Below are 14,340 nucleotides of genomic sequence, written 5' to 3' on the forward strand. Positions count from 1 at the left end.
TCGGCCTGAGGGGCCGTTCAACTCACTCGGACGGAAGGGTTGCTGTCTGCTCGACTCCTGCCGCTCAGTGCGCTTAAAGGTTGAGCGGCAGCTTCCACCTGGCTCGAGCGGCAGTCTGCGAGCCCAAGGCGACATTCGCGTTTGCTTGCCCGGTGCTCGGCTGAATGGCAGCTTTCGGGAAGAGGTTACGTTTAGAAACCGCGTAATCCACCTTGGTCCGCTGAGATTTCAGCCGGTCTTGGGCCATCTGGTGGCCTAAACTGAGTAGACGGGCTCTCGCAACCTGGAGAGACCACCGGGGGGCGGACCGGAGGAGATAAAGCGAACGCATGTCGACAAGGCACAGGGTTGGCGGGTTCTTGGCTCACGTCGGCGTTGGCGATGTGTGCGTCGCACTCGCCCGTGAGACACATCGAAGCGTTGTGGACGGTTTCACAACATCAACATGGAGTTGTCTGTCGGGACGCGGACCGTCAGCGGATGGACCAGCGTCGGCGCCCTGTCGATCGGTGGATTGCCGCCGCCAACGCAACAGGCTGGATCCTTGGCCCGACCCGGCAACGGTCGCGGGAATGGGCCCACAACGATACTGAGGCAGGTGGGATGTGAACACCACAACACAATCCCGCGGTTCCGGCCCGGAACCTCGGAGTCGACACTCATCAAGCTGCTGATCGGCTTGTTGTCGACACAGGGTGGGGAGGCAGTGGACTTTCAGAGCTGGACCGCAACCAGAGGAGCCATATGCCGAGTGACACGAGTGGGGGCGGTGGCGAACGGCCGACGCGGTTGCAGGTTCGACTTCTAGGTGCAGTCGAGATCATCCTGGACGGGCGGCGTCTTCGCGCCTTCAACTCGCTTCGCCTGCAACGGTTTCTGGGGTTGGTTGCGTTGCGGAGAGACCCACAGCACCGCTCACGACTCGCGTTCGAGCTCTGGCCCGACTCCGACGAACCTCAGGCGCGCACAAACCTCAGAAAGCTGCTCCACGACTTCCGTCATTCTCTTCCCGACATCGGTGAGTTCGTCGCGATCGACAACGAGATTGTGCGGTGGATTCCAACTGGGCCGAGCGAGGTCGACGTGCTGAGGTTCCAGGATGCCATGGCGGCCGGTGATTTCGAGCTCGCCGCGCGCCTCTATTCGGGCGATCTCCTCCCGGCTTGTTACGACGACTGGGTCGTGGACGAGCGAGCGAAACTTCGAGCTGAGGCATATGGGGCCCTCGTGCGGCTGACCGAAGCGGCGGCGGCGCGCGACGACCACAAGGCCACGATCAGGCATGCCCAACGCATCATCGACCTGGAGCCGACCGACGAAGCGGCCGTTCGACTTCAGATGGAAGCCCATCTCGCACTTGGCGACAGGGCCGCGGCGCTGCGCTCCTACCACCGCTACGCGCACGTGCTTGAGCGCGACCTTGCCGCGGCACCGGGCGAGGCGATCGGGGTCATGTACCAACAGCTTCGGGCTGGCACACGCAACCGCGACGACGTGCAGGGCAAGGACCTACCCGTCGCCGAATCGCCTTTCGTCGGCCGCGACCTCGAATGGACCCAGCTCATCGAGGCGTGGAACAGAGCGCGCAAGGGTGGGGCACATCTCCTGTTGGTGACCGGGGAACCGGGGATCGGAAAGTCCCGTCTCGCACTGGAACTCGGCCGCCGTGTTCGAGCTGAGGGACAGCTGGTGGCATCGGCTTGTGCGTACGAGGCCGCGGGCAGACTGCCATGGGGTCCCGTCGTCGACCTACTCCGATCGGATGCGATCAGAAGCCACATCGACACGCTCGACACGGTCTGGCGGGCCGAGCTCGCGCGCCTGCTGCCCGAACTCCGCGACGTTTCCCGGCCATCTGAACGGAGCCAGTCGGGTGACCCGGCCCAGCGCCATCGATTGTTCGATGCTGTGCACCGAGCCGTTGTCGCCGGCGATCGCCCGCGCTTGCTAATCATCGACGATCTCCAATGGTGTGACGCCGAGACCATCGAGTTGATCGGTTTCGTTGTCCGTTCCGGACAGACGGCACCGGTCCTCATCGTCGGTACCGTCCGCTGGGAGGAGATCCCACCGCATCATCCCCTCGTTGGACTCGTTGACGCTTTGGGCCACAACCAGGCCGTGACCACCGTGCCACTCGACCGACTCGACGAAGCCACCACTGCGACGCTCGCTGCTCGGCTACGCGCTGAGGACACGATCGATCCGAAGCTGGCGGCACGACTCTGGAGCGAGACGGAAGGCAATCCACTCTTTGTCATCGAGGCGCTTCGAGCCGGGATCTCCTCTGATGGAAGTCAAGCGGTGCTCACGCCGACGATGCGGGCGGTGCTGCGCGCTCGACTGGGCCAACTGACCGACGGCGCTCGGCGACTAGCCGAAGTGGCGGCCGTTATTGGTCGGCCCTTCTCGATCGGTCTGATGGTCTCGGTCACTGGGATCGATGAGCACGAGCTCGTTGATTACGTTGACGAACTCTGGCGTCGACGGATCATCCGCGATCAGGGGCTCGCGTACGATTTCAGTCACGACAAGCTTCGGGCGGTCGCGCTGGAGATGGTCAGCCCCGCTCGTCGACGCCAACTCCACCGGGCTGTCGCCGAGGCGATCGCCGTCGAGCGCCACAGCGACATCGACGCGGCCAGCCCGCAGCTGGCCGCACACTACGACCAGGCCGGCATAGTCGAACCGGCCATCGATGCCTACCGCGTAGCGGGGGCACGAGCGGTGGCCGTGTCGGCCCTCGAAGAAGCGGTCACCATGTTTCAGCGCGCGCTCGCACTGCTTGCCGACCTGCCACCGTCACCCGACCGCGATGCACTCGAACTCGATATCCGGATCGCCCTCGGATCCCCGCTTGTTGCCCTCGACGGTTACGGCTCCAGGGGTGCGCACCAACTCTACGAGCGAGCCCTTTCGCTTTGCCGCAAGCTTCACAGGCCCGTGGCGCCGCCGATCCTCCGTGGTCTCGGCCTCGCCCGGCTGCAGGGCTGCCGCTTCGACGATTGCGATGAACTCGCCCGGGCCCTTCTCGAGCATGAGAGTCATGATCCGGTCGCCAGGACAGAGGGCCGATATCTCCTCGGCGTGAGCGCGTTCTGGCGGGGCGATCTGGCCAGAGCCCGCCACCATCTCGATGACGCCATCGAAGCCTATGACGTATCCCAGCGCGACGAGCATCTGGCGTTGTACGCCCAGGACCCGAAGGCGGTTTGCCTCATACGGCTGGCCTGGGTCGAGCTGTGGGCCGGAGATGCCGGCCGGGCCGACGAGACCGCCCGATCTGCTCTTGAGATCGCCGTCGATCTCGATCATTTGATGAGTTTGGGATACGTCGTCACTTACGCGGCGATCATCGCGGCCGAATCCGAAGATCTCGCCCGCCTCGCCGAGCTCCTCGCGGATGCCGACCGTCTTTGGAGGCGCTTTTCGGACCGCTACCTCATGGTCGTGCTCGAGGCCCTTCGGGGCTGGCTCGACGTGTGCGGCGGGTCGGCTGGGGGCATCGAGAAGATCGTACAGTCGGTGGCGCGCTCGCGTACCGAAGGGGAGACCCTCCACCTGACCTACACCCTCCTGCTTCTCGCCCGGGCTCGTGGCATGGTCGGCGAGTTCCGTCAGGGACGAGCCGCCACGCGCGAGGGGCTCTCGTGGTCACACCGCTGCAGCCAGCGCTATCTTGAGGCCGAGCTGTGGCGAGTCGATGGTGAGCTGGCTTATCGCAGCGGGGAAACCGAAGCCGCCGCCGCTTCTTTGCGCAGTGCCGTCGAGATCGCCAGCGCCCAAGGGGCGGGCTGGCTGGAGCTGCGGGCGCTGCACTCCTTCGCCAGTCGATTTCCCGATGAGTCGCTGCGTGAGCAACTTGGGGACCTCCTCGAGACCATTCCCTCGGGCCATGATCTCCCGGCGTTCCGGGCAGCAACCGGCTTTCTGAGCGAGTCCCGTTGAGAGGGAACGCTTCGGGAACGCCCGAGGGTGCATCCTTCGCGCATCCTTGGTGAAACGGAGCGGAGGAGCACCCAATGAGCAACACAATCAAGGCATTGACCGAAGCGGTACGCGGTCGCGTCATCACCCCGTCCGATTCTGACTACGACGACGCGCGCGCCGTCTACAACGCCATGCACGACCGCAAACCCCGCGCCGTCGTCCGGTGCGTGGATTCGGCCGACGTGATGGCCGTGGTCGCCGCTGCCCGCGACGGCGAGCTCGACCTGGCCATTCGTGGTGGGGGCCACAGCGTTCCCGGATTCGGCACGGTGGATGAGGGTCTGGTCATCGACCTGTCGCGGATGAACTACGTTCGGGTCGACCCGCTCAAGAAGATCGCCCGGGTTGGGGGCGGCGCGACGTGGGGTGATGTCGACCATGCGACCTACCCGTTCGGCCTGGCAGCGCCCGGCGGGATCATCTCGACGACCGGGGTGGGTGGCCTGACGCTGGGCGGCGGCATCGGCTACCTGACCCGCGGGGTCGGTCTCGCCATCGACAACCTGCTGGAGGCCGATGTCGTTCTCGCCGATGGCCGGCAGGTCACCGCGAGCGATTACCAGAACGAAGACTTGTTCTGGGCCCTGCGCGGCGGCGGCGGCAACTTCGGTGTCGTCACCAGCTTCGTGTTTCAGCTCCACGAGGTCGGTGACATCGTGGGCGGCCCGCTGTTCTACGAGTTCGACGATGCCGCGGCGGTCCTGCAGTGCTACCGCGAATTCATTGCGGAGGCGCCCGAACAGCTCGGATGCTTTTTCGGCTGGCAGATTGCTCCTCCGCTGCCGTTTATCCCCGAGGACCGGGTCGGGGATCTGTTCTGTGTACTGGTCACATGCTGGAACGGCCCACATGAGGAGGCTGAGCGAATACTCAAGCCACTCCGCCACGTTGCCGAAGTGAAGGCGGAGCAGGTCGGCGTCATGCCGTTCCCGGCCCTGCAGAGCGCCTTCGACAGCTTGGTCCCGAAAGGCATGCAGCATTACTGGAAAGCAGACTTCATCACCGAGCTCACCGACGCGGCGATCGCTGCGCACATCGAGCATGGCAAAAAGACTCCGCACATCAGCTCGAGCATGCATCTCCACCCGATCAACGGTGCGGCGCAACGGGTCGGTGCCAACGAGACCGCGTTCGGTCACCGGGACAAGCGCTTTGCCCCGGTGATCGTGGGAATCTGGCCGGATCCTGCTGACAACGAGGCCAACATCAAGTGGGTGAAGGACTACTACGCCGCCATTCATCCCCACTCGGGCGGCGATGGGGGCTACGTCAACTTCATGTCCAGCGACGACGGTCACCGTGCGCCCGCAAACTATGGCGCCAACTACGAGCGGCTCGCCCAAGTGAAGGCGACCTATGACCCGCACAATCTCTTCCACATCAACCAGAACATCGTTCCAGCGAATGGACGCTGGGCATCAGGGCGTTCATTCAGTCAGGAGGATCGACGAAATGAATGATGAATGGCTTTTCAAGAGCGAAACCTATGACAACTGCAATTGTGCTGTGAATTGCGGTTGCCAGTTCAACTTGCCGAGTACCCACGGCTATTGCCAGTCGGCCTTCGTTGGCAACATCGTTGAAGGCCATTTCAACGATACGCCGCTCGGGGGGCTGAATTGGGCGGCGCTGTACAAGTGGCCCGGCGAAATCAAGGACGGAAATGGCAAATGTCAGATCATCATCGACGAACGTGCGGATGAAGCTCAACGGCTTGCACTGGAAACAATTGTCTCGGGCGGCGCATGTGAACCACTGAGCAATCATTTCTCCGTATTCGCGGCCACCTGCTCGGAGTTCTGCAAGACATTGTTCCTGCCGATCGATCTCGAGGCGAACCTGGAGCTCAGAACCGCAAAAGTCGATATACCGGGCATCCTGAGGAGCAGCGGCAGACCAATAATCAACGAGTTTACTGGTCAACCGTTCCACATTGCGTTGGCACGCCCTAGCGGCAGTTTCGAGTTTACCTACGCAGAGATCGGGCAAGGGACGACATCGGTGGCGGGTGATATGGAGATGGCGTTCGAGGACTCATGGGCCCATTTCTGCGTTCACCACTTCAATCAGGATGGACTGGTCCGCGACAGATCAAGGCTCACTGCATGGCTTGGCACCTGACGGCCGGAAGGGGTCGGTGTCGAGGTGGCGCAGAACAGCCATCTCCCGAATTCGGCAAACATAATCGGGTGAACAGTGAGCACGGTACCCATCGACGCCACACTTGAGGCAGTGATCAGGCGCGATCGTATGGTTGTCATTACAGCGCTTCTTGCGGTTGTCGCTCTGTCGTGGGCGTATCTGCTGGCCGGCGCCGGCATGGGCATGTCGGCGTTGGAGATGACCCGCGTGTCGCAGCTTGGGACGGCGGGGGGCATGTTCGAAGGGGGCATGGCCGGCATGGCGATGATGACGCGCGCGGTCTGGACGCCCGGCTATGCAGTCCTGATGTTCCTCATGTGGTGGATCATGATGATCGCGATGATGCTGCCCAGCGCGGCGCCGGTGATCCTTTTGTTTGCGACGGTCAATCGCAGGCAGCACGACACCGGCCATCCCTATGTCGCGACGAGTAGTTTCGCGTTTGGCTATCTCACCGCCTGGGCTGGCTTCAGCCTGGTCGCGGTATTCCTGCAGTGGGAGCTCGAGCTCACCGGTATCCTTTCACCGACGCTCGTCGCGACCAACGCGGTTTTAGGCGGCTTCCTGCTGCTCGCCGCCGGCGTTTACCAACTCACCCCGATCAAGCATGCCTGTCTTCGCCACTGCCGATCGCCGCTTGCATTCCTCAGTACCCATTGGAGGCGGGGCGCCCGTGGCGCGCTGCGCATGGGCCTTGTGCACGGCGCTTTCTGCGTCGGCTGCTGCTGGTTCCTGATGGTGCTGATATTTTGCGGCGGCGTGATGAACCTCTACTGGATTGCGAGCCTCGCACTGTTCGTACTGTGCGAAAAGACTGTCCCTGCGGGGCACTGGCTCGGCTACGCGGCCGGCGTCGCTCTGCTCGTCTGGGGTGCCGGGATGCTGACGCTCGCGTTTTAAGTAGGGGCATACAGGCATCACGGGGCCTGTTGGATCACGGGAGAGCAGTTCGATAGTTGACTGCCTGCCTTGCTGAAAGCTGCCGATCGGGAAAAGTGTCTGGGCGTAAGCTGACAGTTAGAAACTGGCCGATAGCACCTATTCGGGGGCGTCGGCAGGACCGGACGCTGGATCGGATACCGGAGCATGTGCATGGCCGTTTTCGGTGACGGCATGCGGATGCCGGGGGGTCGGCCAGCAGCAGTCCGCTATAGAATGTTTCAGACGACTCGGAAAAGCACTAAGGGCTAGGCGCCGAGTTCCCTATTCAACCTTGCCCCAATCTCAAGAACGTGGGTCTGCAAGGCATCGACCGCCGAGGTCACGAAGCGCATCGCCCACATTGGGGGATACCAAACATCCTTGTAGTGGAAGCCTTCAAACCTCAGACCGTGCGATTCGACATCCTTCACAAAACTGACCGACAGCGGTGCGCTTACAACGCTGCGGTGCTTTGAGCAATTCACGAGTGCAGCCACGTGTATCAGGTCGGAGTCGCAGACAAAGGCATCGACGGCATCCTTTACTGGTCCAGAAGGTAGGGCCCTGGAGACACTGAAGATCGAAATTTTGTGAGGCTTCGTCTGCCGCTTCGGATCGGCATCGAAGTTGAATGCGTAGTAGATGACATGCCCCAAGTTGTCTGACGTTGCATGAATACATTGCAGGAGGGCCAACAAGCTTGCCTCCGCTTGTATGCGCCGATGGTGGAATTCGGCATATCTGGCTTGATCGACAGGTAACACATAGTCGACCAATACGCGTTCCGGCTGAGCATCCTCAAGATCTGCACCCACAAGCCTTTGGACCTCTGAGTAGTGGTACTGCATATAGACCTGCCGCTTGCTGATCGACTGAGCACATCGGTAAGCCGTGTTCGCGACGTCGGCGCCATGGACGTGCTTAACGGCGTCGCGAAGGGCGGCGAGATTCCAAGGCGTTGGAATTGACACCATCTTCGTCAAAATGAAATCCAATAGCCTGATAGCCAGTGGGCGACGCTGAACGGAATCCGTACTTAATACACCTTGAAAGTCTCAAAGAGCACTCTCCGCGGGAGACTCCGCAATGCGGCACTCCCATCAATTTCGGCTCAGGACTCCGAGATGCGCCGCTCGCGTCATGGTGAAAGCGGCCATTGAGGTCGGACGTGAGATGCACAGCGGGATTAGATCGTACAGCCGCCATTCACCTCGCTGATACCGAAGGGCAGCTCAGGCCGATCACCGGTCCGTGGCGGACTGAAGTCCGCCCTCCGGCGGCTGCCCCGAGAACCGGTGATAGCCTCGGATGGCATTATCCAGCAGAAGCCACAACGACTTACTGAGGACGGAAGTGGCACATGACCAACGGTTCGGCGGCTTGCATCCGCCTCATGAGTAGCCCACCAGCCGTCCGAGGGTCAGCACCATGAGCCACCCCAGCAGCGAGATGCCGGCGGCGAGACGGACGCGCGCGGGCAGGCTCCGGTGGGTGTCGCCCACGGGCAGCAGTTCGTCGGATCCGGCCGCTCGTAGGGCCAGCGCGTTTGTTGTGGCCAGCGCGACGACCACCATCTTGGTCACGAACAGCCCCGAAGCGGCATATTCAGTGGCGCGGGTGATGAACAGCAACACGCCGAACCCGGCCGCGAGCACCAGGCCGACTACGGCGCTGCGCGTGAGCACCTGCCACAATGGGCCGAGCGGCAGCGCGCGCCAGACGCCGAGCAGACGCAGGTCGAGCGGAACGATGGCACCGACGAGGAGGGCCACACCCAGGATGTGACCGGCGTTGACCAGCGGATAGACCCACACCGAGGCGCGCAGCGCGCGGGCGAGCGCGGTGGCTTCGAGGCTGACCAGCCAGGCGTCGATCATCCGGGCGCCGCCTTGCCGCTCAGGACTTGCGGTCCGGGTAGAGGTCGTAGCGCTTGCCGTCGATGACGATGCGCTCGGCCTTCATCAGGCGCTGGCTGGGGTTGGAGGAGCGGTGGCCGTGGGCGGTGATGAGTTGCCCGACCGCGAGCAGTTCGTCGGTGAGGCCGGCGCGCTCGTTGCGCCAGGGCTGGCCGACCTCGACCTGCCAGCTTTCGCCGCGCACATCGACGGTCAGCTGACCGTGCGGATTGCCGAGGCGGACGGCGGTGATGGTGCCGCTGAGCTCGAACTCGGTGTCGCTCGCCCAGGCCCAGCCGTGATGGGCGAGCGTGGCTTGCGTGAGCAACATGCCCATGACCAGGGCCAGCGACGCCAACCAGTGCTGCGGTTTCGCGAAGGTTTCCATGACCTGTCCTCCATGCCGATCGATCCATCGATGGCGGCCCGCCGCGCGGTTTCGAGCGGCTACCATCCCGTTGTCCGCCCTTCGACAGTGGAACGCGGAAAAAGCGCCCGACGCTGCGCGCGCGTGCCTGGGCGCTTCGAACCCGCACCCCGCCGCACGCCCGACCGCACTGCGGAAAACGCCCTGAACGCCTATACCCCTACCCCGTATAATCCGGCATGAACTCGCAACCCGAATCCCCCGCCGCGGCAGACGCGCGCCTCGACACCACACCGCGCGCCGCCACCGGAGCCGGCCCCGCCTTTGCCGAACTGTTGCTCGCCCCCGAGGTGCTGGCCAACCTCACCCAGCTCGGCTACCTGACGATGACGCCGATCCAGGCCGCGGCGCTGCCGCTGGCGCTGGCCGGCCACGACCTCATCGCCCAGGCCAAGACCGGCAGCGGCAAGACCGCGACCTTCGCCCTGCCGCTGCTGGGCAAGCTCAGTCCGCGCAGCCTGCGGGTGCAGGCCATGGTGCTGTGCCCGACGCGCGAGCTCGCCGACCAGGTGGCCAAGGAGATCCGGCGCCTGGCCCGCGCCGCCGAGAACATCAAGGTGCTGACGCTGTGCGGCGGCTCGCCGATCCGACCGCAGATCAATAGCCTCGAACATGGCGCCCACGTCGTGGTGGGCACGCCGGGGCGTTTGCTCGACCACCTGCAGCGCGGTAGCCTCGAGCTCGCAGCCCTCAACACCCTGGTGCTCGACGAAGCCGACCGCATGCTCGACATGGGCTTCTTCGACGACATCGTCGCGGTCGCCCGGGCCTGTCCGCCGCATCGTCAGACCCTGCTGTTCTCCGCGACCTATCCGGACGGAATCGCGAAGCTCGCCGCGCAGTTCCTGCGCCAGCCGCGCGAGGTCAAACTCGAAGAACGGCACGACAGCGGCAAGATCCGCCAGCGCTTCTATGAGGTCGAGCACGAACAGCGCCTCGAAGCGGTCGTGCAGTTGTTGCTGCATTACCGCCCGGTGAGCACGCTCGCGTTCTGCAACACCCGCCAGCAATGCCGCGACCTGCTCGAAGTGCTGCAGGCCCGCGGCATCCAGGCGCTGGCGCTGCACGGCGAGCTGGAGCAGCGCGAACGCGACCAGGTGCTGGTGCAGTTCGCCAGCCGCAGCTGCTCGGTGCTGGTCGCCACCGACGTCGCCGCGCGCGGCCTCGACATTGCCGGGCTGGAGGCGGTGATCAACGTCGATGTCACTCCCGACCCCGAGATCCACGTCCATCGGATCGGCCGCACCGGGCGCGCCGACGACGACGGCTGGGCGCTGAGCCTGGCCAGTCGCGCCGACCAGCGCCGGGTCGCCGCCCTCGCTCAGGCCCAGGGCTTCGGGCCCGAGTGGCACAGGCTCGACGAACTGGCGCCAGCCAGCGCCGAGCCCCTGCTGCCGCCGATGGCGACGCTGCAGATCCTGGGCGGGCGCAAGGAGAAGTTCCGCCCCGGCGACGTGCTCGGCGCACTGACCGGCGACGGCGGCTTTACCCGCGAGCAGGTGGGCAAGATCCAGGTCACCGATGCTTACACCTATGTTGCGGTCGCACGGGCTATTGTTGGCGAAGCCCTGCGCAAACTTGCAGAAGGCACGCTCAAGGGCAAACGGGTCAAAGTCAGGTTGCTTTAGCGAGCGGCCCAGGCTCTCGGAAATAGGAAAAAACAGTCATGCGAAACAAGACATTACAGGCGGGCGTGATTGCCGCATTCCTGCTCGGCGTATTTGCCAGCGCCCCCAGCCTCGCCGACAAGCCGGACCACGCCGGGGGCGGCAAAGGCAATGGCGGTGGCAACGGCAAGTACGAGCAGCGCGCCAAGGACAAGGGAAACGGCGACCGCCGCGGTGATCCGCGCCCGAGCGACCAGCGCTACGAGCGCAGCGGCGACCGTCCGCGCAGCAGCGCCGACCGCGACGATCGTGACGACCGCGAGTCCCGCAGCGGCAGCAGCCGAAGCACCACGGTGGTCATTCAGCATTTCGACGATCATCGCCGCACGGTCGCTCGCGACTATTTTCGCCAGCACTACTCCAGCGGCCGCTGCCCGCCCGGTCTGGCGAAGAAGAACAACGGCTGCATGCCGCCGGGGCAGGCGCGAAAGTGGTCGCGAGGGCGGCCGTTGCCGCGCGACGTGATCTTCTATGATCTGCCGCCGGCGCTGGTCATCGAACTCGGCGTGCCACCGATCGGGCATCGCTATGTGCGCGTTGCCGCCGACATCCTGCTGATCGCCGTCGGCACCGGCATGGTGGTGGATGCGATCGAGGATCTGAGCCGGATGTAAATTGGATACCCGGCCAGCCGTCGCGCAGGGCGGGCTTCAGCCCGCCGCCGGTGGTGATTCGGGTAATAGTGCCGGCTCGGGCGCCGGTGGTCGACTTGAGCGGCCCGCCGGAAACCCGGCAAACTCGTTACCCTGATCTTCTAGCGCGCAGCACTTCCCGGCGCGGGCAACCACAATGCCGTGCCGCCCGCGTCGAGGTGGCACAGATACACCCGCAGGTCGAATTCGTACTGATGATAGGCCGGTTCCATGTGGGTGCACAGCTGGTAGAAGGCCTTGTCGTGGTCGCGCTCCTTCAGATGCGCAAGTTCATGCACGACGATCATGCGCAGGAATTCCGGCGGCATGTCACGGAACACGCTGGCGACGCGGATCTCGCGCTTGGCCTTGAGCTTGCCGCCCTGCACCCGCGAGATCGCGGTGTGGGTGCCGAGGGCATGGCGCACGACGTGCAGCGTATTGTCGTAGTTCACCCGTGACAGCGGCGGCGCCTTGCGCATGAAATCTGCCTTCAACGCGTTGACGTAGTCGTACAGCGCGCCGTCGGTACGCACGGCGTGCGCCACCGGATAGCGCTGCACCAGCACGGCGGCGAGCCTGCCCTCGTCGATGAGCTGTCGAACCTGCGCGACCAACGCCGCAGGATAGCCGCCGAGGTACTTCATCGTGCTCATGCCGGGCGCGTCAGACCGGCTCGGCGACTTTGCCGCCTTCGCCCGCCGCGACTGACACGACTGCCGCGGCGCCTTCCGCGTCGTCCACCTCCTCGCCCAGGAAGCCGCCGCTCTGGTGTGCCCACAGGCGCGCGTACAGCCCGCCCCGGGCGAGCAGGGCGCGGTGGTCGCCCTCCTCCACGATGCGCCCATGGTCGAGCACGATCAGGCGGTCCATCGCGGCGATGGTCGACAGCCGGTGGGCGATCGCGACTACGGTCTTGCCCTCCATCAGCCGGTACAGGCTGGCCTGGATCGCCGCCTCGACCTCGGAGTCGAGCGCGCTGGTGGCCTCGTCGAGCAGCAGGATGGGCGCATCCTTGAGCATCACCCGGGCGATCGCGATGCGCTGGCGCTGGCCGCCGGACAGCTTCACTCCGCGCTCGCCGACGTGGGCGTCGTAGCCGCGGCGGCCGTGCGGGTCGCTCAGGGTCTGGATGAAGTCGTGCGCCTCGGCGCGCTTTGCCGCCGCAATCATGTCCTCGTCGGTGGCAGCGGGCCGGCCGTAAAGGATGTTGTCGCGCACCGAGCGGTGCAGCAGCGAGGTGTCCTGGGTCACCATGCCGATCTGCGCACGCAGGCTGTCCTGCGTGACATGGCCGATGTCCTGGCCATCGATCAGGATGCGCCCCTGTTCCACGTCATAGAAACGCAGCAGCAGATTGACGATGGTGGACTTGCCGGCGCCGGAGCGGCCGACCACGCCGATCTTCTCGCCCGGACGGATCACCAGCGACAACTCGTCGATCACCTTGCGCGCCTGCGGCCCGATGGCACCGTAGGCAAAACCCAGGCGTTCGAAGCGGATCTCGCCGTGGCTCACCCGCAGCGGCTGCGCATCGGGCCGGTCGACGATCAGGTGCGGCCGCGCCAGGGTGTTGATGCCGTCCTGCACGGTACCGACATGCTCGAACAGCGCGGCCAGTTCCCACATCACCCAGTGCGACATGCCGTTCAGGCGCAGCGCCATCGCGGTCGCCGCGGCCACCGCACCGACCCCGACCTCGCCCTGCATCCACAACCACAGCACGGTGCCGACGGTGCTCATGATCAGCCCCATGCTGAGGGTGTGATTGACGATCTCGATCCCGCTCACCAGCCGCATCTGCGCGTGCACGGTGTGCATGAACTCCTTCATTGCCGAGCGTGCATAGGCGGCCTCCCGCCCGGCATGCGAGAACAGCTTGACGGTGGCGATATTGGTGTAGGCGTCGGTGATGCGCCCGGTCATCAGCGAGCGCGCATCGGCCTGCGCGCGCGACACCGTCGACAGGCGCGGCACGAACCAACGTAGCGCAAGCAGATAGCACGACAGCCAGCCGAGCAGGGGCAGCAGCATCCAGCTGTCGAAGCCGCCGACCACGACCACCAGGGTGACGAAGTAGATGGTGACGAAAACCAGGATGTCGGTCAGGGTGAGGCAGGTATCGCGCACCGCGAGCGCGGTCTGCATCACCTTGGCTGCCACCCGGCCGGCAAACTCGTCCTGGTAGAAACCCATGCTCTGACCCAGCATCAGGCGATGGAAGTTCCAGCGCAGACGCATCGGAAAGTTGCCGGCCAGGGTCTGGTGCTTGAGCATGGTCTGGAACGCGACCAGCACGATGCTGCCGACGATGATGGCGGCGAGCAACAACAGCTTGTCGCCCTCGTCGGCCCACAGCCGGTCCGCGTCGACTGCGCCCAGCCAGTCCACCACCGTGCCCAGCATCGCAAACAGCAGGGCCTCGAAGGCACCGATGGTGGCGGTCAGCAGTGCCATGCCGCCGATGAAGGGGCGCACCCCGGCGGTCCCTGCCCACAGGAAGGCAAGGAAGCCACGCGGCGGGGTGGACGGTGGGGCCTCAGGGTAAGGATCGACGCATTTTTCGAACAGACCGAACACGGGGATCTCCGTCGTTGAGGTGCCGCAGCACTTGTGGCGCTGGCGGAACCCGTCATTGTGCCCGAGACCGTGCGCCCGGGCACGGG

Annotated in this window: 11 protein-coding genes; 6 read left to right on the plus strand and 5 right to left on the minus strand. The window is 64.7% G+C overall.

All coding sequences use genetic code 11. The features are described from left to right. Positions 1-789: 789 nt before the first annotated feature. The 4 genes from AC3A35_RS11830 to AC3A35_RS11845 all read left to right on the plus strand — a co-directional run bounded on the left by AC3A35_RS11830 (position 790) and on the right by AC3A35_RS11845 (position 7,032). Positions 790-3,948: an ATP-binding protein gene (locus tag AC3A35_RS11830; RefSeq protein ID WP_487436296.1), complete on the plus strand. Its 3,159-nt coding sequence runs from the start codon at positions 790-792 to the stop codon at positions 3,946-3,948. 74 nt (positions 3,949-4,022) lie between these two features. After that, positions 4,023-5,450, plus strand: a complete 1,428-nt coding sequence (locus AC3A35_RS11835; RefSeq protein ID WP_487436297.1) for an FAD-binding oxidoreductase — start codon at positions 4,023-4,025, stop codon at positions 5,448-5,450. Beyond that, positions 5,443-6,111 carry a DUF1326 domain-containing protein gene (locus AC3A35_RS11840; RefSeq protein WP_487436298.1) on the plus strand — a complete coding sequence of 223 codons (669 nt, stop codon included), beginning with the start codon at positions 5,443-5,445 and terminating at the stop codon, positions 6,109-6,111. Before AC3A35_RS11835 ends, AC3A35_RS11840 begins: the two co-directional genes overlap by 8 nt. A 129-nt stretch (positions 6,112-6,240) precedes the next feature. Then, positions 6,241-7,032 carry a DUF2182 domain-containing protein gene (locus tag AC3A35_RS11845; protein ID WP_487436299.1) on the plus strand — a complete coding sequence of 264 codons (792 nt, stop codon included), beginning with the start codon at positions 6,241-6,243 and terminating at the stop codon, positions 7,030-7,032. A gap of 287 nt (positions 7,033-7,319) precedes the next feature. Here AC3A35_RS11845 and AC3A35_RS11850 read toward each other — a convergent pair whose 3' ends face one another. The 3 genes from AC3A35_RS11850 to AC3A35_RS11860 all read right to left on the minus strand — a co-directional run bounded on the left by AC3A35_RS11850 (position 7,320) and on the right by AC3A35_RS11860 (position 9,336). Beyond that, the gene (locus AC3A35_RS11850) at positions 7,320-8,036 is read right to left on the minus strand and encodes a hypothetical protein (RefSeq protein WP_487436300.1); all 717 of its coding nucleotides are present in this window, start codon (positions 8,034-8,036) and stop codon (positions 7,320-7,322) included. Positions 8,037-8,444: 408 nt separating this feature from the next. Continuing rightward, entirely contained in the window at positions 8,445-8,930 is a 486-nt protein-coding gene (locus AC3A35_RS11855) for a hypothetical protein (protein WP_487436301.1), read from the minus strand. Between the two features lie 19 nt (positions 8,931-8,949). After that, a complete protein-coding gene (locus AC3A35_RS11860) occupies positions 8,950-9,336 on the minus strand; it encodes a DUF6152 family protein (protein ID WP_487436302.1) in 387 nt (128 codons plus the stop codon). A 218-nt stretch (positions 9,337-9,554) separates the two neighbouring features. Between AC3A35_RS11860 and dbpA the strand changes: the two genes are divergently transcribed. Beyond that, on the plus strand, positions 9,555-11,003 hold the full coding sequence (gene dbpA / locus AC3A35_RS11865; RefSeq protein ID WP_487436303.1) for an ATP-dependent RNA helicase DbpA: 1,449 nt from the start codon (positions 9,555-9,557) through the stop codon (positions 11,001-11,003). A 38-nt stretch (positions 11,004-11,041) separates the two neighbouring features. Further along, positions 11,042-11,656: a hypothetical protein gene (locus AC3A35_RS11870; RefSeq protein ID WP_487436304.1), complete on the plus strand. Its 615-nt coding sequence runs from the start codon at positions 11,042-11,044 to the stop codon at positions 11,654-11,656. Between the two features lie 140 nt (positions 11,657-11,796). Here the strand turns inward: AC3A35_RS11870 and AC3A35_RS11875 are convergent, their stop codons facing one another. Further along, positions 11,797-12,330, minus strand: coding sequence for a M48 metallopeptidase family protein (locus AC3A35_RS11875; RefSeq protein WP_487436305.1), 534 nt, complete (start codon positions 12,328-12,330; stop codon positions 11,797-11,799). Positions 12,331-12,340: 10 nt separating this feature from the next. Further along, positions 12,341-14,254, minus strand: coding sequence for an ABC transporter ATP-binding protein (locus tag AC3A35_RS11880; protein ID WP_487436306.1), 1,914 nt, complete (start codon positions 14,252-14,254; stop codon positions 12,341-12,343). Positions 14,255-14,340: the final 86 nt, after the last annotated feature.

The sequence above is a fragment of the Azoarcus sp. Soil_N_20 genome (assembly GCF_057656155.1).